25 protein-coding genes and 1 tRNA gene are annotated in these 25,460 nt (G+C 41.0%); 5 read left to right on the top strand and 21 right to left on the bottom strand.

Going from position 1 to position 25,460, the window contains the following annotated elements:
- Position 1: 1 nt before the first annotated feature.
- From H6779_04055 to pilM, 11 genes are all read right to left on the bottom strand, one after another.
- Positions 2-598: a prepilin-type N-terminal cleavage/methylation domain-containing protein gene (locus H6779_04055; protein USN87557.1), complete on the bottom strand. Its 597-nt coding sequence runs from the start codon at positions 596-598 to the stop codon at positions 2-4.
- A complete protein-coding gene (locus tag H6779_04050) occupies positions 585-1,421 on the bottom strand; it encodes a prepilin peptidase (GenBank protein USN87556.1) in 837 nt (278 codons plus the stop codon). Before H6779_04050 ends, H6779_04055 begins: the two co-directional genes overlap by 14 nt.
- Positions 1,422-1,548: 127 nt before the next feature.
- Positions 1,549-1,995, bottom strand: coding sequence for a type II secretion system protein (locus H6779_04045; GenBank protein ID USN87555.1), 447 nt, complete (start codon positions 1,993-1,995; stop codon positions 1,549-1,551).
- 184 nt (positions 1,996-2,179) lie between these two features.
- Positions 2,180-3,400: a type II secretion system F family protein gene (locus H6779_04040; protein ID USN87554.1), complete on the bottom strand. Its 1,221-nt coding sequence runs from the start codon at positions 3,398-3,400 to the stop codon at positions 2,180-2,182.
- Positions 3,401-3,409: 9 nt separating this feature from the next.
- Positions 3,410-4,477 carry a type IV pilus twitching motility protein PilT gene (locus tag H6779_04035; GenBank protein ID USN87553.1) on the bottom strand — a complete coding sequence of 356 codons (1,068 nt, stop codon included), beginning with the start codon at positions 4,475-4,477 and terminating at the stop codon, positions 3,410-3,412.
- Positions 4,478-4,487: 10 nt separating this feature from the next.
- Positions 4,488-4,865, bottom strand: a complete 378-nt coding sequence (locus H6779_04030; GenBank protein ID USN87552.1) for a response regulator — start codon at positions 4,863-4,865, stop codon at positions 4,488-4,490.
- Positions 4,846-6,678 (bottom strand): Flp pilus assembly complex ATPase component TadA, encoded by a 1,833-nt coding sequence (gene tadA, locus H6779_04025; GenBank protein ID USN87551.1) that lies wholly within the window; start codon positions 6,676-6,678, stop codon positions 4,846-4,848. The genes H6779_04030 and tadA overlap by 20 nt, the downstream gene beginning before the upstream one ends.
- 8 nt (positions 6,679-6,686) lie before the next feature.
- Positions 6,687-7,010, bottom strand: a complete 324-nt coding sequence (locus tag H6779_04020; protein USN87550.1) for a hypothetical protein — start codon at positions 7,008-7,010, stop codon at positions 6,687-6,689.
- A 10-nt stretch (positions 7,011-7,020) separates the two neighbouring features.
- Positions 7,021-7,614, bottom strand: coding sequence for a hypothetical protein (locus tag H6779_04015; GenBank protein USN87549.1), 594 nt, complete (start codon positions 7,612-7,614; stop codon positions 7,021-7,023).
- On the bottom strand, positions 7,611-8,357 hold the full coding sequence (locus H6779_04010; GenBank protein ID USN87548.1) for a hypothetical protein: 747 nt from the start codon (positions 8,355-8,357) through the stop codon (positions 7,611-7,613). The genes H6779_04015 and H6779_04010 overlap by 4 nt, the downstream gene beginning before the upstream one ends.
- A gap of 117 nt (positions 8,358-8,474) precedes the next feature.
- On the bottom strand, positions 8,475-9,551 hold the full coding sequence (gene pilM, locus H6779_04005; GenBank protein ID USN87547.1) for a pilus assembly protein PilM: 1,077 nt from the start codon (positions 9,549-9,551) through the stop codon (positions 8,475-8,477).
- 53 nt (positions 9,552-9,604) lie between these two features.
- On the opposite strand from pilM, the gene H6779_04000 reads away from it, so the two are divergent.
- Both H6779_04000 and H6779_03995 read left to right on the top strand, forming a co-directional pair.
- The gene (locus H6779_04000; protein USN87546.1) at positions 9,605-10,216 is read left to right on the top strand and encodes a ComF family protein; all 612 of its coding nucleotides are present in this window, start codon (positions 9,605-9,607) and stop codon (positions 10,214-10,216) included.
- Between the two features lie 391 nt (positions 10,217-10,607).
- Positions 10,608-10,697, top strand: a tRNA-Ser gene (locus H6779_03995).
- A gap of 83 nt (positions 10,698-10,780) precedes the next feature.
- On the opposite strand, the gene H6779_03990 is transcribed toward H6779_03995, so the two are convergent.
- Positions 10,781-12,451 (bottom strand): ATP-binding protein, encoded by a 1,671-nt coding sequence (locus tag H6779_03990; protein USN87545.1) that lies wholly within the window; start codon positions 12,449-12,451, stop codon positions 10,781-10,783.
- 246 nt (positions 12,452-12,697) lie between these two features.
- Here H6779_03990 and tnpA point away from each other — a divergent pair, with 246 nt between their 5' ends.
- Entirely contained in the window at positions 12,698-13,159 is a 462-nt protein-coding gene (gene tnpA / locus H6779_03985) for an IS200/IS605 family transposase (protein ID USN87544.1), read from the top strand.
- Positions 13,160-13,198: 39 nt separating this feature from the next.
- Here the strand turns inward: tnpA and H6779_03980 are convergent, their stop codons facing one another.
- From H6779_03980 to H6779_03950, 7 genes are all read right to left on the bottom strand, one after another.
- A complete protein-coding gene (locus H6779_03980; protein ID USN87543.1) occupies positions 13,199-13,597 on the bottom strand; it encodes a recombinase zinc beta ribbon domain-containing protein in 399 nt (132 codons plus the stop codon).
- Between the two features lie 95 nt (positions 13,598-13,692).
- A complete protein-coding gene (locus H6779_03975) occupies positions 13,693-14,136 on the bottom strand; it encodes a hypothetical protein (GenBank protein USN87542.1) in 444 nt (147 codons plus the stop codon).
- 653 nt (positions 14,137-14,789) lie between these two features.
- Entirely contained in the window at positions 14,790-15,032 is a 243-nt protein-coding gene (locus H6779_03970; GenBank protein ID USN87541.1) for an alkylphosphonate utilization protein, read from the bottom strand.
- 157 nt (positions 15,033-15,189) lie between these two features.
- A complete protein-coding gene (locus H6779_03965) occupies positions 15,190-15,666 on the bottom strand; it encodes a hypothetical protein (GenBank protein USN87540.1) in 477 nt (158 codons plus the stop codon).
- A 61-nt stretch (positions 15,667-15,727) separates the two neighbouring features.
- A complete protein-coding gene (locus tag H6779_03960; protein ID USN87539.1) occupies positions 15,728-17,233 on the bottom strand; it encodes a hypothetical protein in 1,506 nt (501 codons plus the stop codon).
- Between the two features lie 2 nt (positions 17,234-17,235).
- Positions 17,236-19,659 (bottom strand): tail fiber domain-containing protein, encoded by a 2,424-nt coding sequence (locus tag H6779_03955; protein USN87538.1) that lies wholly within the window; start codon positions 19,657-19,659, stop codon positions 17,236-17,238.
- Between the two features lie 234 nt (positions 19,660-19,893).
- On the bottom strand, positions 19,894-20,217 hold the full coding sequence (locus H6779_03950) for a YbjQ family protein (protein ID USN87537.1): 324 nt from the start codon (positions 20,215-20,217) through the stop codon (positions 19,894-19,896).
- 135 nt (positions 20,218-20,352) lie between these two features.
- On the opposite strand from H6779_03950, the gene H6779_03945 reads away from it, so the two are divergent.
- Positions 20,353-20,724, top strand: coding sequence for a hypothetical protein (locus H6779_03945; GenBank protein USN87536.1), 372 nt, complete (start codon positions 20,353-20,355; stop codon positions 20,722-20,724).
- A gap of 146 nt (positions 20,725-20,870) precedes the next feature.
- On the opposite strand, the gene H6779_03940 is transcribed toward H6779_03945, so the two are convergent.
- Together H6779_03940 and H6779_03935 are read right to left on the bottom strand one after the other, a co-directional pair.
- Positions 20,871-21,269: a hypothetical protein gene (locus H6779_03940; GenBank protein USN87535.1), complete on the bottom strand. Its 399-nt coding sequence runs from the start codon at positions 21,267-21,269 to the stop codon at positions 20,871-20,873.
- Between the two features lie 252 nt (positions 21,270-21,521).
- Positions 21,522-22,685, bottom strand: a complete 1,164-nt coding sequence (locus H6779_03935) for an NADP-dependent malic enzyme (GenBank protein ID USN87534.1) — start codon at positions 22,683-22,685, stop codon at positions 21,522-21,524.
- Positions 22,686-22,835: 150 nt separating this feature from the next.
- On the opposite strand from H6779_03935, the gene recG reads away from it, so the two are divergent.
- A complete protein-coding gene (gene recG / locus H6779_03930) occupies positions 22,836-25,010 on the top strand; it encodes an ATP-dependent DNA helicase RecG (protein ID USN87533.1) in 2,175 nt (724 codons plus the stop codon).
- The last annotated feature ends 450 nt before the right edge of the window (positions 25,011-25,460 follow it).

Here is a 25,460-nt window from a genome sequence, read left to right as displayed (position 1 = left end):
CTTATTTTACCGAAATCTGACCGGTTTTGGTAATTTCAATTGTATATACTGGACTAGTCGAACCACGAAGACGAACATCGATCTCTGCCCCAGTTACATTAGCTGGTTCTGTTAGTGGTCCAGTGAAAAAGCGGGCATCAAAATTTGGTCTGGTAAATATAATTGATAGATCATTTGGTGTAACAGCACTGCCAAGCAGTCTAATATCCGAAACCTCAAACCTAGGGTCTAAAACTCCTTGCTCGCCAAATTCCTCACTGACAGAATCATAATAATAATTTTGGGTCGCATTATTGTCTCTAAAAACTTTGTACACACCATTACTGGTACTATCATTAAAGTGTACGCCGTACACTTTACGAAAATCACCAGAGTCACCGGTCACACTAACAGCAAAGAGCTGCGCTTCCCTAACCTTAAAAGCTATTTCATAAGCCTGACTTTTTAGGAGTACAGCATGATTAAAAGCTTGATGATTCGCCAGAATTACACTCATCACTAAAACTAATATTCCAATACTAACCATCATCTCAACTAAACCAAAACCACCACTCAATAAATGGTTTTGTTTATATGACCGATACTTACTTTGGAACATAACTTACCAGTGAGATAACATCTAGTGAAAAAAAGAATACTATTAAAAATCCGACGATCAAAAACGGAGCAAATGGTACCGCACTTTTAATTGTAAGCTCTCGCGCTAAGAAACGTAAGTGCGGTTGTCCACGGGTTTTAATCCTCTGCCAAACCAATAATGACAATCCTACCAGTGCCCCAACCCAAAAAGACCAGATTATTAATGAAAACACCCAAGCGTAACCAACCAGCAAACCCAAAGGAAACGCTAATTTGACGTCACCAAAGCCAATCCAACGGCCATCAGATAGCCGCCACAACAAAAAAAGGAAAAAAGATCCAAGCAAAGCGGCTCCGAGATTAAAAGCAAATTCAATAGCCGACAAACCCAATATCAACTGATAAAATTGATACACAAACGATGCAAACACCAACAATAACACCAGCTTGTCTGGAATTATAAAATGGTACAGATCATAGACAGCAACCACCACCAAGACAGCCATCACAAACCAAAACAAGAGTTGAGCAAACACACCCGATACAAACATGACCACTCCCACAAACAAAATACCAGTTAGGAACTCAACCAAAAAATACCGCACTGGAATAACAGACCCGCAATTTCTACACCGACCTTTCAGTATCAAATACGAAAGTAACGGTATCAGTTCATACGCCCTTAACTTAGCACCACACGAGAGACAATGAGAGCTGCCATTTAGAGATTTACCAGTATTCAGCCGATAGATAACAACATTCAAAAAACTACCAATGATAACACCAAAGATAAACGTGAACACAACAACATCACTTGGCAAGTCTGAAAATAAATTTAACATGTGTCTAAAGTATATCACTCACCCGTCATTTGTTATCTAAATAACTGGCGAAATCTGCCCAGACAGAACCGTAAAACAAAAACCGCCTTCGGCGGTTTTTGTAACTATTAATTATTAGTACCTTTGGTTAGTCACACACGTAGTCAGTACCGGAAGTTATAGTAGCAGCTGCTGTTGTGGTAGCTACTCCTCTACTGTCCACACACCAATAGCCGCTTACATTTAATGGAGCTGCTGCTGCCCATGCGCCAGCAGAGTTATTACAAGCAACGTTAGTTGCAGAAACCGCGGCTGATGAGTGTCCGGTAGCCGGACCATTTGATACAGCTGCGTCAAGAAGCTGGATCACCTTGGTATCAGAACAAACATTTGCGTATGAGAAGTTGTTTGTGTTGTAGACTATTTCAGCCTGAGAGCGAAGATTGCCTAAACTTTGCTTAATTGAAGCGTCTGAACCACTATTTCGTGCGTCATTAAGTGAAGCCAAAACAACCGCTGCCAAGATACCAATAATAGCAATCACGACCAAGAGTTCGATGAGCGTGAAGCCGCGACTGAACATTGTTTTTTTCATATTTATTGTTAATGAATTATTAAATATTAATACCTGTACTTAATGATCCAGATATCAGCTGTGTATCTGAATAATATGTAAGCAGGAAACGCCTACGTTGTCGGCTACTATTCATTATACTAGCTTATGTGTCTTATAATAGTTTACTTGTGGATAGTGTAGTAAATTTTTGAAAGGAAGTTCACTAAAAAGCGTTTGTTAGGCCGTAAATCGGCATCAAAACCGAAGCCAAAAGTATTCCAACACCAACACCAAGAATCACAATCATGAGTGGTTCAATCAAACCGATCAGGGTATCTACCGCGTTATTAACTTCACGACGATAGAAATTAGCCAGGGTGGTTAAGATTTCAGAAAGACTACCGGTCTCTTCCCCTACCTTAACCATCTGTGTTAAGACCCCGGGAATCTCAGGGTATTCAGAAATTGACTCACCAAAAGATCGTCCGCTCTTAACCTCAGATAAAGCTTCTTCAATTATTTCGCGATAAACCATGTTATCAACCACGTCAGCCGTCACTTCCAACGCCTGTACCATAGAAATACCACGCTCCAACATAGTAGCTAAGTTATCGCAGATACGTGTGAGCAGAAGCTTGCGCTGTAAGTCACCTAAAAATGGGATAGAAATCAAAAACTCATCAAAAGTTCTCCGACCAACATCAGTCTGAATAAAGCGCCACAACATAATACCGCCGACTGAAAGTAGTATTAATATTATACCGATGTAATCAACCATGAAATTTGAAACAGCTATGACGATCTTGGTATAAATCGGCAGATCTTGTCCAGAGCTGGTTAATATCTCAGCGATTTTTGGTATCACCATCGTAAGCATAAGACTCATCACTGCCACAAACACAGTCACTACAAAAGCTGGGTAAACCAGAGCGTTCCTTGCTTTTGATATAATTTCATAGGAACGATCTAAGTAATCAGCCAAGTATTCAAATGATTTTTCCAAAGATCCAGACTCCTCACCGGACCGCACTAGGTTTACATAAAAAGTTGAAAAGATGTGCGGGTGACTAGAAAGAGCTTTGGATATAGAGTTGCCGCCCTGTAGATCTTCGACGATTTGGTTCATGGCGTTTTTTAATTGAGGGTTTTCAATTTCCGCTGATAGCAAGCGAAAAACTCTGAGCGGTGACACGTGAGCCTGGAATAAGGTAGCGATCTGACGTGACAAAATCACAATTTCTTTATTAGAAACAGAATTGAAAAACTTAAATTCAATATTGAACATCCCCTTTAAACCACCCTTATCTTGCTCAACAGGATCGATAGAGACTACAGTGTAGCCACGTTTTTGTATTGCTGTAATTGCCGCGTCTATGGTGACAGCCTCCACCGTTCCTTCACGTTGGGCATTGGTATTATCAACTGCGACGTAATTAAAAAGCATAATCAAAAATTAAATTAAACGTTCCAATCCTTTCGGGTTAGTCGAATAAGTGAAAGCATTCTCAACTGTAACATCGCCATTTTGTACTAACCGAGCTAAGGTACGATTCATGTCTATCATCCCTTGCTCAAGACCGGTCTCAATCACTGATGGTATTTCGTGAATTCGGTTCTCTCGAATCAGGTTAGAGACAGCGGTGTTGTTGATCAAAAGCTCATATGCTGGAACTAATCCTCCAGCTATGTGTGGGATTAGACGCTGCGAAAAGATAGCAATTAGAGAACTAGAAAGCTGAACCCGTATCTGAGACTGCTGATCACCAGGAAACGAATCGATGATACGGTTAATAGTTTGGGCTGCGTCATTCGTGTGCAAAGTAGAAAAGACCAAGTGACCAGTTTCAGCCGCAGTTACGGCCGTTGAAATAGTATCCGCGTTACGCATTTCACCCACCAGAATCACATCCACATCCTGACGAAAAGCGGCATTAAGAGCTTCATGAAAACTACCGGTGTCTATACCAACTTCTCTTTGGTCAACCAAAGATTTTTCCTCAGCATACACATACTCAATCGGGTCTTCAATAGTCACAATATGTTCTGAACGCGTCTTATTGATCACATTGATCATGGAAGCCAGTGTAGTTGACTTACCTTGACCTACCGGTCCCACACACAAAAAGAAGCCTTGGGTACGTTGCGTGAAACTCTCTAAAATTGGTGGCAGGTTTAATTCTTCAAAAGTCTTAATGACATTAGGGATCAGACGCAAGGCAATAGCCTTATTACCCCGTTGGAAAAAAGCATTACCACGAAAACGAACAGATTGAACGTTTTCGTAGGAGAAGTCTACCTCCTCATGTTTGGCCAATCGTTCAATTTGATCCGGTCGCATCAACACTTTAGCAAAAGCATCAATATCAGAGTTAGTCAAAATTGGTTTCTTGACCAGAGGAATAAGCGTACCCGACACGCGAATAATTGGGTGTGACCCAACCGAAAAGTGGATATCAGAGGCTTTTTCCTCTAACAACAGATCAATTAATGCTTGTAATTCTTTTTTATAATCTACCGCCATATTTTTATAATTATTTTTTTTGTTTACTGACTATCTCCTCAACTTTTTTAACCACCTCACTTGGCACCGAATCAGCCTTAATGATGTAACCAACCGCCCCCGCTTCAGTTGCTTCACGGATATCTTCGTCTTGCCCTTGATTGGTCAGAAAGATGCTGTACTTGACCTGATTAGGAAATTTCTTATTCATAATATTCAATAGTTCAATACCGTTTGTTCCCGGCATAATCATATCAAGTAGAGCAACATCGTAAGTATTACCCCGACCCAACAAAGATATAACCTTAACGCTACTCTCGGCCGTCTCTATCTCGTGACCACAACTGGAAAACTTAGTTGAATACATGTCACGCAAAAACAAATCATCATCAACCAGTAATATCTTCATTAATATCCATTATATCGGTACTGACATCAGTAATAACTTGGTTATCGACAGTTCCGGCCATTTCATCAAGATCAGAATCGACGCCAATTTTAGTACCAAAAGCGTTCATTTCTTCGTAAGGTATTACATGTTCTAGAGCTTTTATGATTGCATCTTCCTTCATCGACATGAAGCCGTGTCGCCTGGCCACCTGATAAATCTGATCCTCTGAGGCATTTCCTAAAATCAAATCTTGAATTTCTTCATTCACCTCAAAAGCTTCCATCACTGCCACCCGCCCCTTAAGACCGGTTGCACAACCCGGAGATGGTTCGGGATAGATTATAGTGCGATTTTCTGGAACACGATTTAGATATTTTTGCGGTAGGGTTTTAAATGCTTCATCTATCATAATTTGAGTACTCGGACCCACAGACTCAACTCTACCCGATTCCGAACATACTCGCCTAGCCAACCTTTGAGCTATTGCCAGCCTTAGAGTTGGAGCTATCAAATATGGATCAATCCCCATATCTACAAGTCTAGGAATCACACCAATTGCATTATTAGTGTGAATCGTCGAGAGGACCAAGTGTCCAGTCAAAGCTGCCTGAATTGCTAGCTGCGCAGTCTCCCTATCTCGAATCTCACCAACCATGATAATATCAGGGTCTTGACGGAGGGCTGCTCTTAGACCATTGGCGAAGGTGTAACCTATCTCCGGCCTTACCTGAGACTGACTCACTCCATCAATATTGTATTCGACCGGATCTTCAAGCGAGAGTACGTTCTTTGTTAAACGATCAACCTCAGACAACATCGCATACAAAGTAGTTGATTTTCCTGAACCAGTCGGACCAGATATCAGAATAATTCCATATGGTTCTTTAATAGCATTTCTCACAATATTCAAAAGATGAGGTGAAATACCAACCTCCTCCAGTGACCTTATTCCTTTTTCGTTGTCCAAGATACGCATCACCACCTTTTCACCATGATTTGTTGGCAAAACCGAAACACGGAAATCAATCTTTCGTCCATCAAAAGTAGCAGAAAATCGACCGTCTTGTGGTTTTCTTCGCTCGTCCAAGCGCATTGATGACAAAATTTTAATCCTAGCCACCACCGCCATGTGAACATTTTTAGGTAGCTCAAGTGAAGTAGTCAACACACCATCTACACGGAAACGTACTATCACCTTAACTTCATTAGGTTCTACATGGATATCAGAAGCACTGCCATCCACCGCATACCGAAGAATGGTCGCCACAATTTTGGTCACCGGCGCGTCTTCCTCTATATGCTCCATCGCCTTTATATCCTCTCCAGACGACTCTTCCACTTCTGCAGCAATTTCCGCATTCAACTCGCCTTCCAGAGTCTCAAGCGCATCGGTCACCTCACCCTTGAGGTTGTCGTAAAATCTTTGCACCTCAAGAATATCGTCCTCCAACATGAATACCAACTTGTAGGCAATGTTGTATTTTGTACTAACAAAGTTTAGTACTTCTTTAATTTGTAAATCATCTGGATCATTAACTCCCACTACCAATACCTCATTATCCAACATAAGTGGGATCAGTTTGTAATGAACAGCTGATTCTTCTGGAATATATGAAAGAATTTCTTCGGCAATAGTAAAGTTATCAGGAATGATAAAGAAAGGTACTTGAAAATACTCGGAATAAGCTTTTCTAACCGAGTCTTTACTTACACCCTGATCTAAGAGAACAGCCTCAATAGAGCGATTTGAATCTTTGGCCGTTTGTTCAACCTGACGAACAACGGTTTCGGTAACTTCACCGTGACTTAGAAGAATTTCTAAAGGGTTCATAAACTATTTTAGAAACCACCTGAACCTACAGTTTTCTCTGCTTTAGCAAAGGGGTTGCTATTTCGTGATAGCTGAGGAGCAACATCGCGTGAAAAATCTATATATGAATTAAAATTTGGATCATCAAAAATTGTTGTATCAATAATGACCCGACTTAGAATCGCACTCCGCTCAATAAAAAGCTCGGTATTAGCCAACATTTCTGCTGTTACGAACTTGTTAGAATTGGTATTTAATTCCAAATCGTTACTTTGCTCAAACATATAATAGCCAACAAAAGCAAAGCTCAGAATCACAAGTAGTATTAGAATGTTTTTTAATGCCGAACTCATAAATTTAATCTTAAATACGTGAATAAGTTACCACTTCTAAATAGGCAGACAACTCATCCTTAGTCGACACAATCTTTGTTTCTTTTTCTGGCTCTGCCTCAGGCTCACTTGTAATATCCAACTTATGTACCTCAAGCGGGTAATTGGACTGCTCCAGTAGCATTAAGTATTCTTTTATGTCGTCGTAACTACCGGTTATACTAACTCCAAAAGTATGCGGTATTGGCATAGTTCGATGACTACCATCAACCGGAGCGGTGATAGTAGTGGTGTTTTCATTATCTTTATAATTAACCGCAACCATATTTACCCTAGACATAAGGGATAGGTTGTACAAATCACGAGATACAGCCACACTATCGACCTTATCAGGCATATAAACGAGTAAGGCTGCTTGATCCGCCTTGGGGATGGCATTAACCTGCCCTACCAGACTAGCTAACTTTGTATTAACCTCAGAGACTCTTTCTCTTTCAAACTTGTACTTGGCAGTAGCATCTTGAACTTCTCCAATCCGCTCAAAGGCTGGTTGAATATATACAAAACCAATTGCCACACCCAGCCCCGCTAACAATATTTGGAAAAAAAGTGAATTAAAAATCATATACTTTCTTGATTAGTTACCTCAACCTCTTCCGAAGAATCTGCACCCTGAGTGGTCGGTATTGAGCTAGTACCAGTATCTGCCGGTAAACTAGAGGTGCCTACGGTTGGTATATTTAATCTAGAAGATAGTGGCTGATGCGGAACCAAAGATGTATCCACTTCAACATCAGCTATAAAAGCTACGTTGAGTGGCGTATTCTTTTTTGAGCTACCAGATTCACCATTAGTGTTGTTAACTATGCCCAAGTCTTCAATCTTAGAAATAACCAACTTATCGTCATTTTCCAGTACATGCCTTTGGAACAAAACAGAATCAAAGCTATCAGTCTCCATATGTGATTCAATGGTAATATGTTTATCATCTACCCGCTTTAAGTTTAGACTCTGGATCCTTACAGATTTTAAGGTAGCAGCTTCTAGAGCACTAAAGATGGTAGCGATTGAAGCTGTATTAGAAATCCTTGTCTGAGCTTGATATAGTCGATTATCAATGTCGAGCACCTGTTGCATACTCTCGTCATTGAAAGAAGCTATGGCATCATTTAAGGCTTTAACCTCTGCATTGTATTCATTATTCAATGACCGTTCATAAGCATATACGCCTACAGCCGACAATAGTATTGCGAAAAAGAAAATACGAATTATGAGTGTCCCGATAAAAACTGGTCGTGGAGCATTTCGTCTCTTGTCTTTAATCGGGTTGCGTTTAGGAATGAACGATGTGTTAGATGATCCTGGCATACAAAGATTATACTTGGTTTCTTGACAGCAGGCGACTTTGGCCTGTGAAGAACTCTAAACAGAAACTTTATAGACTTCTTTCAAAAGTCAATGTGGATGCGCGGCTTCAAAAGAAACTTATTCAAAAACCCGTAAGGCTGCCCCTAGAGCAACGTGGAAAGTTGGACCCAACTCAAAAACCATATCTTCCATAAAAGCCGGATAAGCAACCTTGCTAAAAGTATTAACTGCCAAGACATCTCTTCTCATTGTGTCTTGAATCATAATTTTGGTGGTTGGAAAAATTGCACCACCACCAGAGAGGTAAACTGTATCCACCTTAGATCCAGTTGTATCTTCGTACTCTTTTATTACCTGTCTAAATTCCTGCCAAGTCCTGTCGTACGAACTGTGATGAGCTCGCTCAACCTCACGAAAATCAGGATCATCTTTAGTGATGGTACGCTTTTTTAATTCGGCTTCTTCAAAAGATAATTCGAGCAGACTAGCAATTCGCTTTGTGGCAATTACTCCCCCTGCTCTAACACGATGCATGCGCTGTAGGAGTCCTTTTTTTGCAATATAAAGCTTGGTTGATACTGCTCCGATGTCAATGATAGCGATATCAGATTCTTCTTCCCGATAAACTCCGCGAATTGAGCTGAAGCACTCAATCTCAGTTGGTGGTTCTTTAAGATTGGCAAATTTCATTAGCGTATTAAAGCGCTGCAAAGCCTGATTCTGAATTGCCGCCACCAAGACACTGCGCTCATTGTCGTCAGCTTCTTTATCACCCTCAAGCTCCGCCCAGTCTAGAGTCACTTCACCAATTGGTACTGGTATATATTTGCGAGCTTCAACCCTAATCTTAGCTGATATGTCCTCTTTTGGTTCCGCTTCTAAATTAATCATAGTAACAAAACTAGAAGCCAGCGGCATTGAGAAGACAGCACTCTTAGCTTTAACCGCAGATTCACGAAGTACATCAACTAGGGCCTGTTGTTCCTTCTTGGCATCAAGAGTCACTGATTGGCCGATTTCTTGATTAGCATATGGACCAAGCTGCAACTCACCATAAGTGGTGAGTGTCAGTATCCCTCCCTTTTCTTGCACTTCCACCACCTTGATTGATGATGAACCGATATCAATACCGACCACACGATCAGAGTCACTGCTTTTGGCTGTTACATCGCTGAAAAGATTTAGAAGTTTCATATGCCTATTATCTAAATTATTCTAACACGTTTGTATCGTATACTATTCATTGTATGTTGAATATTTTTTCTAAAATATTGGATTTGATCTTACCGGAACCAAAATCTGTTTTGGACATTAAAAATGTTTCAACTGAGCAATTCCTACAATTTTACGACCAGGGGACCTTCGCCAACTGTATTACCTTGACCAAATACCAATTTCCGCTTGTTAAAGCAGCTATCACTGCCAACAAATTTCACAACCATAAGCCAGCCGCCAGACTTTTGGCTGCTACCCTTACCAAGTACATAACTTCTTTGCCGACTAAAAAGACGATCTTAGTACCGATTCCACTTAGTCACGAGCGCGAAAAAAGTCGTGGCTACAACCAACTAACCCGCATAGTTGATTACTGCAGAAAAGGCGATTTGATTTTAGTAAAAAAACTATTAACCAAAACCCGTGATACCCTACCCCAAACCAAACTGAGCCGCCAGCAACGTTTGAAAAACTTAATTGGTGCCTTTTCCTACAAAGACAGTGATTTTAAATTTTCCGGTTGTCGCGTCATTTTGGTAGATGATGTAATCACCACTGGAGCCACTATGAAATCCGCCTATCTGACCTTGCGACCAAAATTGCCAAAAGATTGTGAACTGATTTGTGTGGCATTGGCCCATTAAGATCAGACGCCCCGCCAGCTTCGCTGGCGGGGCGTCTGATCACCAAACCACCCATTTCGCAGATAACGAAAATATGTTATCTTATGGCCACGTTCTAGTGATAGGACCAAATATTTACAGAGGTAAAAGAGTTACAGAACAATAGAATATTACGGAGACGTGGCTATGAAATCTAAACTGCTTTAGATTTCATCCAGTCGTTCGCTAGAACGAATTATCGATGCGAGAGCGAGATAATCGGGAGTGGAACGAAGTCATGTCCAAACATATTACGGAGACGTGGCTGAGTGTTCAATGAAGAAAGGAGCTGAATAGCGACCATTACGAATTAATGATTAATACTCAAACGCTCTTCAGGTTGTAAAAGAGTTACAAAACAATAAAATATTACGGAGACGTGGCTGAGTGGTCGAAAGCGCTTCACTGCTAACGAAGTAGGGTGTCAAAGCCCTCCAGGGTTCGAATCCCTGCGTCTCCGCCAAGATAACTAAGTATCGGAGTGACCCGAATACATCTAGTTAAATTAAAAATCAACCCATTTTGTAGGGTTGATTTTTAATTTAACTAAGCAGCTTTCTTTTTTAGGGATGCCTGATATATATCAACTGTTTTTATTCCGTGCATGCCAGTTGCGAAACATCCAGCTTCAGACATTTTATGACTATTTCTATCAAACATGTCTAATATTTCATTCAACGGGTATTTATAGAATTTTGTTAACCAGTCCGGCAATTCTTGAAGTAGATCAACAATTGGATCATTTGCTTCATGAAGATAAAGGTAGAGTCCGCCCAAAGGAACTCTATGTTCAGCTTGTTCACCTCGACTCATACATTTTTCTATATTGGTTAAGGCTAAGACAAATTCGCCTTTGAAAAAATACTCTAGCTCTGAAGAGTCAGTTAACATGTCCCCAATATTATCGGTTATTAGCTGTCGCATTCGAACTGCTACTGGTTCACACCAACGTTGGGAAAAGGCGTCATTAATAAGCTTCTTTACTTCGTATGTATAAAAGTAAACGTCTGTTATGGGAACTACGATGTTTCTATCACGATGTTTAATAGGAATATCTAAAACTTTTCGGAGCAACGCACCTCTATTTGAACAAACTCCACATACAAAGATCGTATATAAGATAATACAAAGTGGGTAGTATCGAAGGGCTTCGCCAATACGGTTATATTGTGTTCCTGAAGGTATCTCTATTTCTCTAGCTAGTAACTTAATCGATTTAAGTAGTGCATCGGTGTAGATCTCCTTATCATCCTTTAATACAATAGTTGCAATTGCAATTTGAAGGGATCTAACTTTATACTCCAGCTCCTCTATGATTTTTTTATTTGCTTCAGGATTATTAAGTTGTGGGGTCCAGGTTAAATTAGTATTTGCCCCCTCAATATAATCCTTAATTGATTTTACTTCTGCAATAAGATCATCTGCTATTGCATTTTTGGGAGTACGAAGCTTTTGCTTTAATCTGCTCGGTAAGTCCATACCAAGCGCCTCACCAAGGTCTGATGTTATATCTGCATCCGCATCTTTGACCTCAGGGAGTGACTTTAACGCCCTCTCAACTAATTTAAATAATGCACTATTATATTGCTCTTCAGTTTTTCCTAGTCTTATCTGTAAACTTTTAATACTCTCTCTTAAGGGATCGAGCTTGAGTTCAAACTGTCTTTGCATTATCAATGCTAAATCTTCTGGAAAACCAGGGTCAGTTGTTGAGCCCCGACGAATAAACCATTCGCCTCGTTTTCTTGTCTTAGTTTGATTAGAGGCACATGACAAATCTTTAAAAAACATGTGCGGCTTAGTATTTCGTGGCGGTATAATCACGGCACCCCAATTTTTTCCATCAGTAGTAGCGAAACTAGTTACATACACTTGTGGCATTGGCGATATGTAACTTTTCAATATTTGTTCTATAGTATTCTGCAGCTTGTCCGCGTCTGTTTCGGTATTAGTAACTCCCACTATAGTTTTAGATTGAACGCCATAAACTAAAAAACCGTAATCGTTATAATTATGGTCGTCATACGTATTGGCTATAGCGGTAATATCTTTAAGTAGTTCAGCCTTCTGTTCTGCAGTCTTTGTTTCTAGATCTAATTTAAAATCGACTTTTGAAACTTCAGAGCCGTGGGAAATCAGCTCTCTTAAAAGAGCTTCTAGCTCGCCATTTGTCCATGGCAATAATTGTTGTTTTGCTTTTACATTTTTTGAAGACATATCTAAAATCACATCACAATCTCAGTCTACAATTGCTAGATTGTCCTTATTTTAACATGTTTTAGAAGAATAATTTTAGAACCGCTATTCCAGTATGAGTTTCAAAGTTTTATCTTTGTATTCAATCCTCGATCTGAGGTTTGCCAGTAGCTCCCGCTTTTCAACAGTTGAACCCTCTTTCAAAATATATTCCATCTTTACCCCGCATGCTTGTCATCGGGGGAAACATTGTCATACTAAACAGTAATGAAAGGTAAACCACAACATATCAAAAAACCACACAACAAAACTCTGTTCATCTATCATCTGGTATGCCCAGTAAAATACAGAAGAGATGTATTTACACCACCAATATCAAAAACATTTAAAAACTTATGTTTGGAATTTGGTCCAGCTTACGAGATATACTTTCTTGAAATAGGAATAGACGAAGATCATGTACACTTTTTAATACAAACAATTCCAAACATACGTTTCTCTGATACGGTAAAGAAAATAAAAAGCATCACCTCCAATCATCTCTTTAAAATCCACCCTGAACTAAAAATAAAACTCTGGGGAGGAAAGTTCTGGACTGAAGGTTATTATGCAAATACAGTGGGTAATGCCAGTATGGATATTATTACCAATTACGTTAAAAACCAAGGTTATCCCGAATACCAACAGCTACACTCCGCACCAGTTCAGACTTCACTGTTTACTACCTAGTCCAACGCCGATACCCCGCATGCTTGTCATCGGGGTAGTTCATTTAGCGTAATTACGGATATCGGTCTCGGTGTCAGTCTTTATCTTTTCAGTGGCTCCCAACACTGAGCGTTGAAATATATTAAATCTCGCAATCTCGTCCTCCAGCTTTTTCCTCATCCCTAACTCGTTGATGTCTACTTTGTCGAGTATCTTTAGTAGTTCAGTGATTAGGTCTTCTTCACGTATATATTTGTTTTTGCAGTTTCTGTCCCTTGCTCTTGAGCAGGAGTAGTAGATATATCTGTTAGCTCCGCCATCTTTAAGTTTTTTCCACTTCTCTTCAGCCGAGATGCCCGACCCGCAGTGACCGCAGGTAAACAGTTTTGTGAAAGCGAACTCCTTTGTTTCTCGCACGATCTGGTCACGCTTAAGTTGCGCTTTTGTCTTTTCAAACAATTCCTGACATAAATGGGGTCAGTCACCATTTTCACTCTACCCCACCCAAAAACAAAAACCCGTTACTGTTAGACATTTCAGTAACGGGCTTCTTTTTACCTTAAGAGCTTCAAAGCTTCAATGAGATACTTCTCGGCCATATCCCAGTCGACTGGATCAAGGGCACTGCCACTTGGGCGAAGTCTACCTTGTGCATCGATCGAGATATTGGGAAATTCTTTAACCAACGGTTCAACAAGTCCAATACTTTCTGGACCAAGTCCACCCGCGGCAACGATTCCCAGATCGGGAAACTCCCTACTAATAGCCTGAGCGAACGGCATGAGACCTACTGCATCCATACCAAGACCTTTCCCCATACTCTTATCGAGAAGAACGTGATGAATAATGCCAGCGTAATCCCGAATTCTAGAAACAATTTCTTGAGGATTGTCCTTAGCTTGCTCGATAGCACTCTTGCCTACCTGGAGAATAACCTCCAATTGCTTACCTGAAACTTTAATCGCATTTGCGATATCTTCCGGATTAGGCCAGACCATATCGAGTTGCAAAGCATTGATTCCATTGCCACCATAACCAATTGCTGCACAAAGGTTTTGAGACACAAGAATTGCGTCGTAGTCAGCGTAATGCAAACAATTCGTTGTCTCTTGTGAACTAAAGATTTCTGCAATTTTCTCTTTGGGAGGAAATGCTTGAGTCCATTTAGTTTCTAGTCCATGGAGTGTCTTATAGCTCATCATTACACCAACATGAAGTCGCCGATTTTTCCTGATTCTCGATTCTCCTTAAATACCGCGAGCATACGCTCTACCTGCTCAAAAGTTGTAAAGTCAGTAATGCCAATGTACGGAATATACATGATATTATTCTCCCTTTCTAGATTTATGAATATGACTTTCTAGCTCCGATAGTACTAGTTTCATATAACAAAGTCCAATATTTTAACCAAGGTTAATACAATCTACCACTACCCTTCCACACACAAAAAAACCACCACTGTTAAATATTGCAGTGGCAGTAAATGGGGTCAAGTAAATGTAAATGGGTGTAAATGGGGTCAGTCAGTAAATGGGGTCAGCCACAATTTTCAAATCACCTACTTAAAGCAAGCATTTAATTCATAAGCCCGTTTCGTGGTTGATTCCACGAAACGGGCTTATACTTTATCTTCTTATCTTAATATTAATACCTAAGCCTTCTTCACAAACTCCGCGCGAATATGAATTCCTTTCATTCCTTCAATCTTTCCAGTAACCCCTTCCTCCTCATCCGTCAGCCGGATGTTTTTAACTTTTGTTCCGCGCTTAAGCCCAGTGGAGCTACCCTTTACTTTTAAATCTTTGATAACCAAAACAGTATCACCATTACGGAGAATATTTCCGTTACTGTCTTTTACCACCAAATCTTCCTCTGACTGATTTTCATCTTCCATAGCATTTTTTAATTAGTATTAAGATGTTGGTAGTATATATAAACAAAACTCAAATAACAATCAAAATAATATAATCAAATACCAAACCTGATATTATTTCAAATTGTTATTTCACTAAAGAAACAGAGGAACTTAACCTTTACTTTTTAATCATACCTTACTCCACCCCACTCGTAGTAGTAGCAATTTGAATGTCATTATTGGCCGAATCTATGTCTGAAGGTGGTGGAGTGGGTGGAAATTGATTATCAAAATTGATCGGACCGGCGTTAATGATCATGTCTCTGTCTCGACTGTATATTATCGCCTTGCCTGCTTTAGGAAATATAAGCAGGTAGTCGCCTTTTTCGGTGCCAACAAAAAAAGATTGTTCAGCTATCAGTAGCTTAGGCTCCTGGATCAAATACACCTCCGGCGTCTCATCGGGAACCACCATATGATTAGAAGCCAGTGAAACCAATTCCTTAGTCTGCTTTTCACCCGCCTCGTAGATGTAGTCTTGAGACGAAGTGTCCTTTATAAAAAGGTACGCAATCATTACACACAGTACAATAATTGTACCTACAATTATTACCTTATATAGAGCCAAACCCTTACCTGATCTCAGTTCTTTTTCTGACTCATTCCTGTCCATATTGGATTATTTTAAAACAGTTTTTGATGACTGCAAATTAATTTACTTTACCTGAACTAAACTATGCTTTGCTTTTACGACGCCAGAAAATATATAGACCAATTAACACCACAGCAAATCCAGCTGACGCCAAAATAAATAATAGATAATCACCAAAACCTGACTTGCGGACTGGTAGCTCATCTAAAACCATATTACTACTAATCACAGAAAAGAGTGTTAGATGGTCGATCATAAAATTAGCTGACGTGTCAGAAATCACCGCTCCTGAGACACGGACCCAAGTAGCTCTTTCTTCATCTAAGTAATACACACCTACCCCGCTTTCAGTCGAAGCTACTCCCGGTAAAAACAAACTGATTTTTATCGGTTCGGTAAACGAATGTACTGGCTGACCACTCTCATCAGTGGCGGTAACTTTGTACAAAATATCGTCTACAATATAGGCCCTTACCTCTTTAGATTGCCTAGGTGAAGTAGAGTCATTTGCCGGCAACATCTCGACATTGAAAGTCACTTGGCTAGCCACCGCACCGCTAGGAATTTCGACTACTACCGCCTGCTTGTCTTTTCCGACACCACCTTTTTCTGCAGAAAAGTCCCACACCAAGAGCGCTGATTGATCTTCCCTTACCGCCAGTGGTGCATTGAAACTCTTTACATGATTGGCACCATAATAGATTGGCTCAATCTGATCTATTTCTCGATAAAACCTGGTTATCTTTTCCTGTGTTTCATCACGCAAATCACCGCCAGTACTGTTGTCATTATAAAAATCTGGATAAGTATCAAAATCTTCCGGTGGTGTCGGTGTTTGTTCTTCTCCATTTACTTCCCCTTGGCTTATTATCTGAACTGGTCGAGGTGGTAATGGTGCAGTGTTATTTTGATAAAATGGAGGTACGTATATCGGGGCAGCACTATTATTATCAGTAGATCCCATTGTACCCTGGTCGGCAGTTGATGTCGCAGTGGTTGTAGCTGAAGTCGTGGTCGATGTCTCGTCTTTTTTAATGCGAGTACCAGTACTACCACCACCTGAGGAAGAAGTTGTAGTACGGCTACCTACCGGCCGCCAGTCAGTTTTCACACAAGTTGAACCAGAGCTGCAGTCAAACTTCATCCAACCACCATTAACACCAGACACCCAAGCCCAGCCGGTAAATTGACCATTGCTATCTATAGTCACACCCACATCTCCACCGCCACTAACATCAGTCGGGCTAAAATTAATCCAACTTCCGGTATTGGCAAAAGCGTAACCGGACAGCTCACCGGTTGTGCTGTTGATGGAAACACCAGCTCCGGTCGGTGCCAAGTTAACCCAACCAATCTCATCTCCCCAAATATATCCGGTAAGGCCAGAGTCGGTGATACTAACTGGTGTACTATCACTCGGCTTCCAGTTGACATTACCGTAGGTAGCACAGGCAACATCTTTACAAATCAAGCTGGATGCACTTCCGGTTTGAATGACACCATTAGTCTCAGAAGCCAACACTGTGACCGAAGCAAAGGCCGTCAGCACAATGTATAAAGCCAGCGTAAGTTGTATTACATACACCATAATTAAGTATCTAATTCATCATCCTTGGTATCGACCACTTCAAGTTCCGACACCTCTTCCTCTTCTACAACCTCCTCTGCTATTTCAAGTACTTTTTCTGTTTGTTCGTCGACTGTCTCTGATTCTGTTTCAAACACTTCCTCTTCGCTAACATTTTCGGTTTCCTCACTGCCTTCCTCAGCCAATTCTTCATCTTTCAAAACCCCGCCCTCGTCATCTGATTCTTCTTCTGTTTCTTCTTTTGTTGACTCATCTGAAGAAGATTCTGTTTTTTTATCGTCTTCGGTATCTTTAGTCATCTCTTCATTTTTCGGCTGCTTGGTTGAAGAACCTAATCTTGAGTCACTATCTGAATTGTCGGCTTCTGGAGAAATATCGTCTTTATTAAGTAAATATTGTAGTTCTGACTCAGTCACACAAGTACCACCAACACAAAGCTTGTCTGTCCAAACTTCACCAGCAAACAATTTCTTAACACCATTGGAAGCATTGCCCAACCAAGCAATCAGTGAGTCCTTAAATTCTCCAGTAATTAATACAATTTCTTGGACACCCTTAGTCAAAATAGCGGTTATATTTTCATACTTTACTGAGAAAGGCTTATTAGGTTCTTCGTAAATAACCAAACGAGGATCTATTTTGTCCATTTCTTCCGCAATAAACCCAACCTGCTCACCATATATACCGATATTGTCATTGTATTCAAACGATACCGGACGAAGTTTCATCAGTTCCGCCAGACCAGAATCGCTACCCAGAGATGTAATAGAATGCTTGAAACGCTCACTGGATACCGAACAAGCAGAAGAACCAGCCAAGTAAACTATTTCGCTACTAGAAGAAAGACAAAGTGCTCCTGCTCCTGCTCCAGTTGACAGACCACTTAGACCTACGGTTCCATCCACAGTTAATTTATATGATGGAGTAGTTGTACCAATACCAACATTACCATCATTCTTAATAATCATTCTGTCTGTGTAACTACCGGTAGTTTGAAACCTAAAGTCACCAGTCGCGTTTGGTAGAATGAAGTTCATACTACCACTAACATTGGAACCACCTACGAGTACATTGTTAGCTCCAGACATAGATATTAGAGAACTAACGTTACCAACGTTGTCATTAGTAGTAAGACCATAATTATTTGGCACAAAAATATGACCGTCTACTGTCAACTTTCTTACAGCTGTAGTTGTACCTATCGATACATCGCCACTAGAACTCACGTAAACACCCTCGTCTCCACCATCGCCTGACAACCAATTAGAACCGAGAGCAATGTTGGCATTCGTGCCAGACATATTTAGTGTGTTATAGAATGAGCTGGTACCATCGACTGCGAATTTATAAGATGAGGTGGTAGTACCGATTACAACGTTTCCGTTATTAAGAATTTTCATCACAGTGTTAGAGCTGGTTCCGGTTTCAAACTGAAATACACCGCTACTATTCGGTATATTAAGTACCATATTACCACTAACCGTAGAGCCGTTTATCAAAACGTTATTGGATGTAGTCATATTAAATAACGTGACATTATTACCAGTATTGTCTTTAGTTTTAAAACCGTTGTTATTTGGCATATATATACTCCCATCCACATTAAGTTTAGCTATGTCAGTAGTTGTACCAATAGATACGTCACCGATATTATTTACATAAACCCCCTCATCATCACCATCACCAGAAAGCCAGTTGGAGCCGAGGGCAATGTTAGCTACTGAGCCAGTCATAGTTAGCAAACCTCCAAATTCACTATCTCCCCCGACCACCAATTTAGACCCTGGAGTACTGGTACCAATACCAACATTGCCGCTGGTATTAATAACAAAAGGTGTGGTGTCAGTATAAGTACCATCATCATTAATCCGAACAACTAGGGAGTTGGCCCCGGTCTGGCTACTGGTCAAATTCAAAACTGTCCCGTCAGAAGTATCAGCTGAGCCGGTATAACCGAGCTTGAGAACATTGCCGTCTAGATTTGCAGTTGATCCACCCGAAGATTCAATCTTAGCCAAGTCCCCAGTCCAACTTGAAGCTGGAGCAGCGCTATGGGAAACACTTAGCAGACCGCCAGAAGTAAGCAGGGTTGAGGTGGAAGAAAGAGTCAGAGCCGTACCGGTCGCCAAAGTTGACCAACTCCAGGTTTGAGCGAAATTGGTGTTGTCGATAGAATTAGTAGAGGTAGCGGCCGTAAGGGCGCTAAACACAGATGAACCACCTGCTGTGACATAACAATTAGTATCCAGAGGACCACAAGGTTCGACAGATTCGGCTCCGGGGTCTAGAGTCTCTCCAGCCGTAAAAGGAGAAGTGCGAGCGGCCGCTAAAGCGGTAGCGGAAAAAAATAACACTGACAAAATCAACAATCCTGTGACGATTGTTGTCAATTTTATGTAGCCAACTTTTCCAATAAAAGATTTCATATCGCAACTATGTTATAAATTAATCCAACACCAAAATAATACGCCAAACCAGTCCCCAACTTAGACGTAATCAACTATTTTATTGTACCATTGTTTTGTTGATACTAAATTTAGTTATCCCTATCTTCAAAATCTTCTTTGTCTTTAGCTTGATAGCGATCTATAGCCACACAAATAACACCGGCAATTATTAGTCCCCAAATTATTGTTTCTATAGACAACATAAATTTGTAATTACTTTAATTTGACCGCTGTACCGTAGGCCAGTATCTCAGACGCTCCATTCATCACCATGGCCGTAGTTATCCGCACTCCTACCACAGCATCAGCTCCGTGACTTTCTGCATCTTTTACCATTCTTTGTAGCGCCTGCTCTCTTGATTCGGCCTGAAGTTTGGTGTATTCAGTAATTTCTCCACCGACCAGATTTCTAAATACCGCTACAATGTCACGAGCTACATTACGCGAGCGCACCGTACTCCCCCGGGCGATACCAATAATCTCCATTATCTCACGGTTAGGGATTGATTCGGTGGTACTTAAAATTAGTTTACTCATACCCAAACTATATCACATAAAAGACTAGTCACAGTAAAAATATTGACTTTTCTATCCAAAATGGCAATATTTTATTAGACCATTTGGTCATTGGTGGATGTTTTGATGAATTCTTTTTTTGGGGGGAAGAAAGACATGAGTATATCAACAGAGTACAGCAAAATTTATGGCGAAATCATAAAAAACCTATTGGATGCAGCTTTTGTGAGATATTGGGGAAGTCTGCTCGTTATAGTTATAAGCGATGACGGTAATCTCTACTTTAAAGACAAGCGTATAACAAATATAAATTATTTCAGCAACGTACCAGCACAGGTAGCTATCTCCGATGTTTGGGCAGTAATATTTATGCCAGCAATATTGAATCTTGAAAACGACGTAAACTATCCTAATGTCATTAATGCACTTATTGATGGAGGCGAAAAACACTTACCATTAGAGTGTCAAGATGAATGGCACAAACTTATAAAACTTACACAGTCAGCGAAGGAGGTCAGAGCTGATTGATTATTTAAAGCTTTAAGTTATGAAAGGCCACTGAAATGAACAGTGGCTTTTTGTTTTTATAAAAAATTCGAGCCGCTTGGATATAAACCAAGCGGCTCTTTATGGTTAGTGAATCAGTACTAAACTGATTCAAACGAACGAAACGATTAGGCCGTTGACGTAATTAACTGACCTGGATGTACGAAAGCTTCGGCAGAGCTATATGGCGTGGCAACTAAACCGGCAATTCGGGCAGACATTGTCGCACCTCCATCTTCAATCACCGTGTATTGTGCAAAGTATTTGCCAGCAGGAGTCAGTGCGAATTTTGCCGTATCAGTCTCGTCGATGGCCGCCGCTCGGTCGGGCACCAGGGTCGCAAACGTTATTTTCTCGTCTTCATCCGTGGTAACCAGGATTTGAGTCGAAGTTGGAGTCAACGTAGTATCCAGAGCCGTAATTTCCTTGTCCGGCACCGGTGCGCTCGCATGTGCAATCGTGATTCCGAACACAAAAATCCCCGCAACTATCAATGCAATCAGTTTCGTAAATTTCTTCATCTTCATTCTCCTTGTCTAAAACAAAGTTAATTTAAAAAGTTTCTGAAATGTGCATGTGCCAGCTTCCACTACTACAAAGAAAGTGGCCCAGCACTATTGAAAATACCATTTTGAAGTTTTTTACGCAAGCAAATATCCCCGTTTTTGTGGTGTAAAGTTTTTGTGGGGTTTATCAAGTGGGTTGGGAGGGAGACAAACAAGCGGCTGAAAAGTGAGTGCGTACGCACTCACTTTTCAGCCGCTTGTTTGTCTCTACTCTTACTTCACCGCACTCGCCACTGCTTTGACCAACCCATCAGTCATCACTGACGGAATAATTTCCTCAGCCGTTGGTTTTTTGATTAAGCTGGCAATCTTCTTAGCAGCAGCCAATTTCACCTTGTCAGTAATTTCCTTCACCCCTTTATCAAGCGCACCGCGAAAAAGCCCAGGGAAAGCCAGGGCGTTATTTACCTGATTGGCAAAATCAGACCGACCGGTCGCCACCACTACAGCCCCGGCTCGCTTCGCGTCTTCCGGCATAATTTCCGGTATCGGATTAGCCATTGCAAACACAATCGCCTTTTCCGCCATCGCCGCTACGTGTGCTTGTGCTATCGTCCCCGGCCCAGACACTCCTATTACCACATCAGCTCCGCTAACCGCCGCCATCACGTCACCCTGTATACGCGTAGGATTAGTTACCTCTGACAAATGACGCTTATAGCTCTCCAAGCCACTTCTACCTTTATAAATAATTCCTTTACTATCAGTTACAATTATATTCTGCACTCCCGCCTCTTTAAGCAGCAAGGCAGTAGCTCGCCCCGCCGCACCAGCCCCTACAACCACCACTTTCAAGTCTTCAATCTTTTTCTTTACCACTTTGCAAGCGTTGATAAGACCAGCCAAAACCACAATCGCTGTTCCGTGTTGGTCATCGTGCATTACTGGTATATCAAGCTCCTTTTTCAACCTCTCCTCAATCACAAAACACTGGGGAGCAGCAATATCCTCTAGATTAATACCGCCAAAGGCCGGCGCAATGGCTTTGATAGCAAAAATTATTTCTTCAGTGTCATGCACATCAAGCACAATCGGGAAAGCATCAACGTTGGCCATCTCTTTGAAGATCGCACACTTACCCTCCATTACCGGCAAAGCTGCCACTGGTCCAATGTTACCCAAACCCAACACCGCCGACCCGTCAGAAATCACGGCGACAGTATTATTTTTGATTGTGTATTTATTAGCTTCCTTTGGGTATTTGGCTAAGTGTGCCGACACCGCCCCGACTCCCGGTGTGTACATAGTACTCCAATCATCACGTGATTTGAGTGTAGACTTACTGTTAACAACCAACTTTCCTTTTAATTTCTGATGCAAGGCTAGAGCTAATTTATTATAGTCTTTAGGTTTATTTTTCTTAGGCGCAGACTTCATGTACGTAAAATATTAAATAGACGAACAGTATACACCATGCAGCAGTGATTGGTACAAAACAGCCTAAGTGGATTACTGAGTAATATTCCTAAGACGCAAAATTATATCTCTGCTTTTTATATAATCCATAAATCTGCTACCATAGAACCAATGAATCCAAACGACTTGTTATCTACTCACTTTCGTCTAGACAACCCTCACCAAAAAGCCTTGCAGAGATTAGGTATAAACACTGTCGAGGATCTACTCTATCACCTGCCGGTGCGCTATGAGAATATCAGTGACGTTCAATCAATCAATGGTCTGAGTAAGGGTCAAGACGCCGTTGTCTACGGCCAACTAACCAAACTAAACACCCGCAAAGCGTGGCGAAGTAAAGTTCCGATTGGCGAAGCTTATGTCGAAGACGGTTCAGCCAAGATAAAAGTTATGTGGTTTAACCAACCATACATCGCCAAAATGTATCAAGAGGGTGTATATGTAAAGCTGGCCGGTAAGGTAGCTGGCAGTGATAGTAAACTATACATTTCCAATCCTGAAGTCGAACTCTTAAACAACCTCCCGATCGACCGTCACGATACTATTTTTAAAGGCACTGAAGTCGAAGACGATACCCTCTACCCCATTTACCGTGAGACTAAAGGTGTTACCAGTAAGTGGTTTTACCACACTGTCTTAAAGTGTTTTGAAAAAGGTGTTTTAGAAAAAATGACCGACCCGCTGCCACCAGAAATAATCAAGCCATACAACCTACCAGAATTAAAATCTGCTCTGGTCTGGGTACACTCACCCAAAAAGAAAGAACATGCCGAAAGCGCGCGCAAACGCTTTGCTTTTTCTGAAGTCTTTTACATTCAAGTCCAGAAAGCTCGCGAACGGGCTGAAGCTAATGCGGCTACTACTTATAAAATAAATACCGATAAAAAACATCTAAAAGCTTTTACTGAACGCTTCCCTTTTAAATTAACCAAAGCGCAAAGCAAAGCAATCGAAACCATTACCCAAGATTTTAGTGGTTCTCACGCCATGTCACGTCTTTTAGAAGGTGATGTCGGTAGTGGCAAGACGGCAGTCGCGGCCACGACCGCTTACGCCGTCGTCACCTCCCGCCCGCCGGAAGGTTTGGGTAAAAAGCTCGAGTACGGCAATCTCCAAGTCGCCTATATGGCCCCGACCGAAATCTTAGCTAAACAGCATTTTTTAAGCTTTATTGAATATTTTAAGCATCTCCCGATTCAGATTGGGCTCTTAACCAGTAGTGGCTGCCAAAAGTTTCCATCAAAAACAAATCCCGACCAGCCCACCAATATTTCTAAAGCTCAACTTCTTAAGTGGGTTAAAAATGGCGAGATTCCGATCCTGATCGGTACTCATTCCCTTATCTACAAAAGTGTCGAATTTAAGCATTTAGCTTACGTCATCATCGACGAGCAACATCGCTTTGGTACCAACCAGCGTAAAATGCTCGCCAAAAAAGACGGTTACCTACCACACCTTTTGTCCATGACCGCCACACCAATTCCTCGCACTCTTGCCCTTACTATCTACGGTGACTTAGATATCACTCTTCTCGATCAAATGCCGAGTGGACGAAAACCAGTCATTACAAAAGTCATCGGTCCAGGACAGAGTAAAGCTATGTACGAACATGTACAAGAAGAACTAAAGACCGGTCGTCAAGCTTATGTCATCTGTCCCCGTATTGATGAGCCAGATCCGGATAAAGAAAATGCTTTACAACTAAAAAACGTCACCACCGAAGCCGAACGTCTGCGCAAAGAAGAATTCAAAGGCTATCGCATTGCTATCATGCACAGCAAGATGACAACTACAGAAAAAGACAAAATTATGAAAGATTTTTCTGATCACAAAATTGACATACTTGTGTCCACTTCAGTAGTAGAAGTTGGAGTAAACGTACCAAATGCCACCAATATTATCATTGAAGGAGCTGAGCGTTTTGGTCTTGCTCAACTTCACCAATTACGTGGTCGAGTGATTCGTGGTAATCATCAAGCCTACTGTTTTGCAGTCACCGAAAGCAAAAGCCAAAAAACCAAAGACCGCCTCAAGGCCCTCACTACCGCCAAAAATGGTTTTGAATTATCTGAATACGATCTACAATTCCGCGGCTCCGGTGAACTTTACGGTCAAAAACAGTCCGGTCTATCCGACCTTGGCATGGAAGCGATTAAAAACCTGAGGTTGGTCGAAGCTGCTCGCAACGAAGCTAGAAAATTAGTTGAATCTGACAAGGCTCTAGAAAAACATCGGCTTATCGCCAAACGAGTTAGTTCGTTAGAGAAATCTTTGCACTTGGAGTAAATACGAAATGCAGCCGCTTGAAATCATCAAACGGCTGCCAGTACAAGTTTCTAGGAGTTGGTGTCCTGCCTTTTGTTAGTTACTCAAAACAACTCCCATTAACAAGGTGACCTGGAGCTAGGTCGTATCACCCCCCACCCCGACTACATTATGAATTGAAAAAAAGCGCCTCATAATTAAATCACCCCCTTTTATTTATCGAATTAAGGTTAAAGAAAAACAACACGTATTTACTAAGTAACATTATTTTGATTGTCTTTCGTCCCTCCTTTTATTTGTTCAGACTAATTCTAGTAAAATACATTTTGTCTAAAAAAGCAATGGGTGGATTATTTTATACATAGCCCAAATCCACGGTTGAGTTAGTTGTAAAATCGCGGTATAGTTCACCTGTTCTACTCTTCCGCCAAATAGCGGAGTTGTGTAGAGCAAGCAGAAGGCTTACAATTC

The sequence above is a fragment of the Candidatus Nomurabacteria bacterium genome (genome assembly GCA_023898525.1).
Classification (GTDB): Bacteria; Patescibacteriota; Minisyncoccia; order Phycocordibacterales; family UBA918; genus OLB19.
Note: the sequence above shows the minus strand (reverse complement) of the source record. Positions and strands in the feature narration are given on the sequence as shown.

Excerpts from the sequence above, each read along its gene's own strand:
- H6779_04055 (USN87557.1), bottom strand. The coding sequence starts at position 598 with ATGTTCCAAAGTAAGTATCGGTCATATAAACAAAACCATTTATTGAGT.
- H6779_04050 (USN87556.1), bottom strand. The coding sequence starts at position 1,421 with ATGTTAAATTTATTTTCAGACTTGCCAAGTGATGTTGTTGTGTTCACG.
- H6779_04045 (USN87555.1), bottom strand. The coding sequence starts at position 1,995 with ATGAAAAAAACAATGTTCAGTCGCGGCTTCACGCTCATCGAACTCTTG.
- H6779_04040 (USN87554.1), bottom strand. The coding sequence starts at position 3,400 with ATGCTTTTTAATTACGTCGCAGTTGATAATACCAATGCCCAACGTGAA.
- H6779_04035 (USN87553.1), bottom strand. The coding sequence starts at position 4,477 with ATGGCGGTAGATTATAAAAAAGAATTACAAGCATTAATTGATCTGTTG.
- H6779_04030 (USN87552.1), bottom strand. The coding sequence starts at position 4,865 with ATGAAGATATTACTGGTTGATGATGATTTGTTTTTGCGTGACATGTAT.
- tadA (USN87551.1), bottom strand. The coding sequence starts at position 6,678 with ATGAACCCTTTAGAAATTCTTCTAAGTCACGGTGAAGTTACCGAAACC.
- H6779_04020 (USN87550.1), bottom strand. The coding sequence starts at position 7,010 with ATGAGTTCGGCATTAAAAAACATTCTAATACTACTTGTGATTCTGAGC.
- H6779_04015 (USN87549.1), bottom strand. The coding sequence starts at position 7,614 with ATGATTTTTAATTCACTTTTTTTCCAAATATTGTTAGCGGGGCTGGGT.
- H6779_04010 (USN87548.1), bottom strand. The coding sequence starts at position 8,357 with ATGCCAGGATCATCTAACACATCGTTCATTCCTAAACGCAACCCGATT.
- pilM (USN87547.1), bottom strand. The coding sequence starts at position 9,551 with ATGAAACTTCTAAATCTTTTCAGCGATGTAACAGCCAAAAGCAGTGAC.
- H6779_04000 (USN87546.1), top strand. The coding sequence starts at position 9,605 with ATGTTGAATATTTTTTCTAAAATATTGGATTTGATCTTACCGGAACCA.
- H6779_03990 (USN87545.1), bottom strand. The coding sequence starts at position 12,451 with ATGTCTTCAAAAAATGTAAAAGCAAAACAACAATTATTGCCATGGACA.
- tnpA (USN87544.1), top strand. The coding sequence starts at position 12,698 with ATGAAAGGTAAACCACAACATATCAAAAAACCACACAACAAAACTCTG.
- H6779_03975 (USN87542.1), bottom strand. The coding sequence starts at position 14,136 with ATGGTCTGGCCTAATCCGGAAGATATCGCAAATGCGATTAAAGTTTCA.
- H6779_03970 (USN87541.1), bottom strand. The coding sequence starts at position 15,032 with ATGGAAGATGAAAATCAGTCAGAGGAAGATTTGGTGGTAAAAGACAGT.
- H6779_03965 (USN87540.1), bottom strand. The coding sequence starts at position 15,666 with ATGGACAGGAATGAGTCAGAAAAAGAACTGAGATCAGGTAAGGGTTTG.
- H6779_03960 (USN87539.1), bottom strand. The coding sequence starts at position 17,233 with ATGGTGTATGTAATACAACTTACGCTGGCTTTATACATTGTGCTGACG.
- H6779_03955 (USN87538.1), bottom strand. The coding sequence starts at position 19,659 with ATGAAATCTTTTATTGGAAAAGTTGGCTACATAAAATTGACAACAATC.
- H6779_03950 (USN87537.1), bottom strand. The coding sequence starts at position 20,217 with ATGAGTAAACTAATTTTAAGTACCACCGAATCAATCCCTAACCGTGAG.
- H6779_03945 (USN87536.1), top strand. The coding sequence starts at position 20,353 with ATGAGTATATCAACAGAGTACAGCAAAATTTATGGCGAAATCATAAAA.
- H6779_03940 (USN87535.1), bottom strand. The coding sequence starts at position 21,269 with ATGAAGATGAAGAAATTTACGAAACTGATTGCATTGATAGTTGCGGGG.
- H6779_03935 (USN87534.1), bottom strand. The coding sequence starts at position 22,685 with ATGAAGTCTGCGCCTAAGAAAAATAAACCTAAAGACTATAATAAATTA.
- recG (USN87533.1), top strand. The coding sequence starts at position 22,836 with ATGAATCCAAACGACTTGTTATCTACTCACTTTCGTCTAGACAACCCT.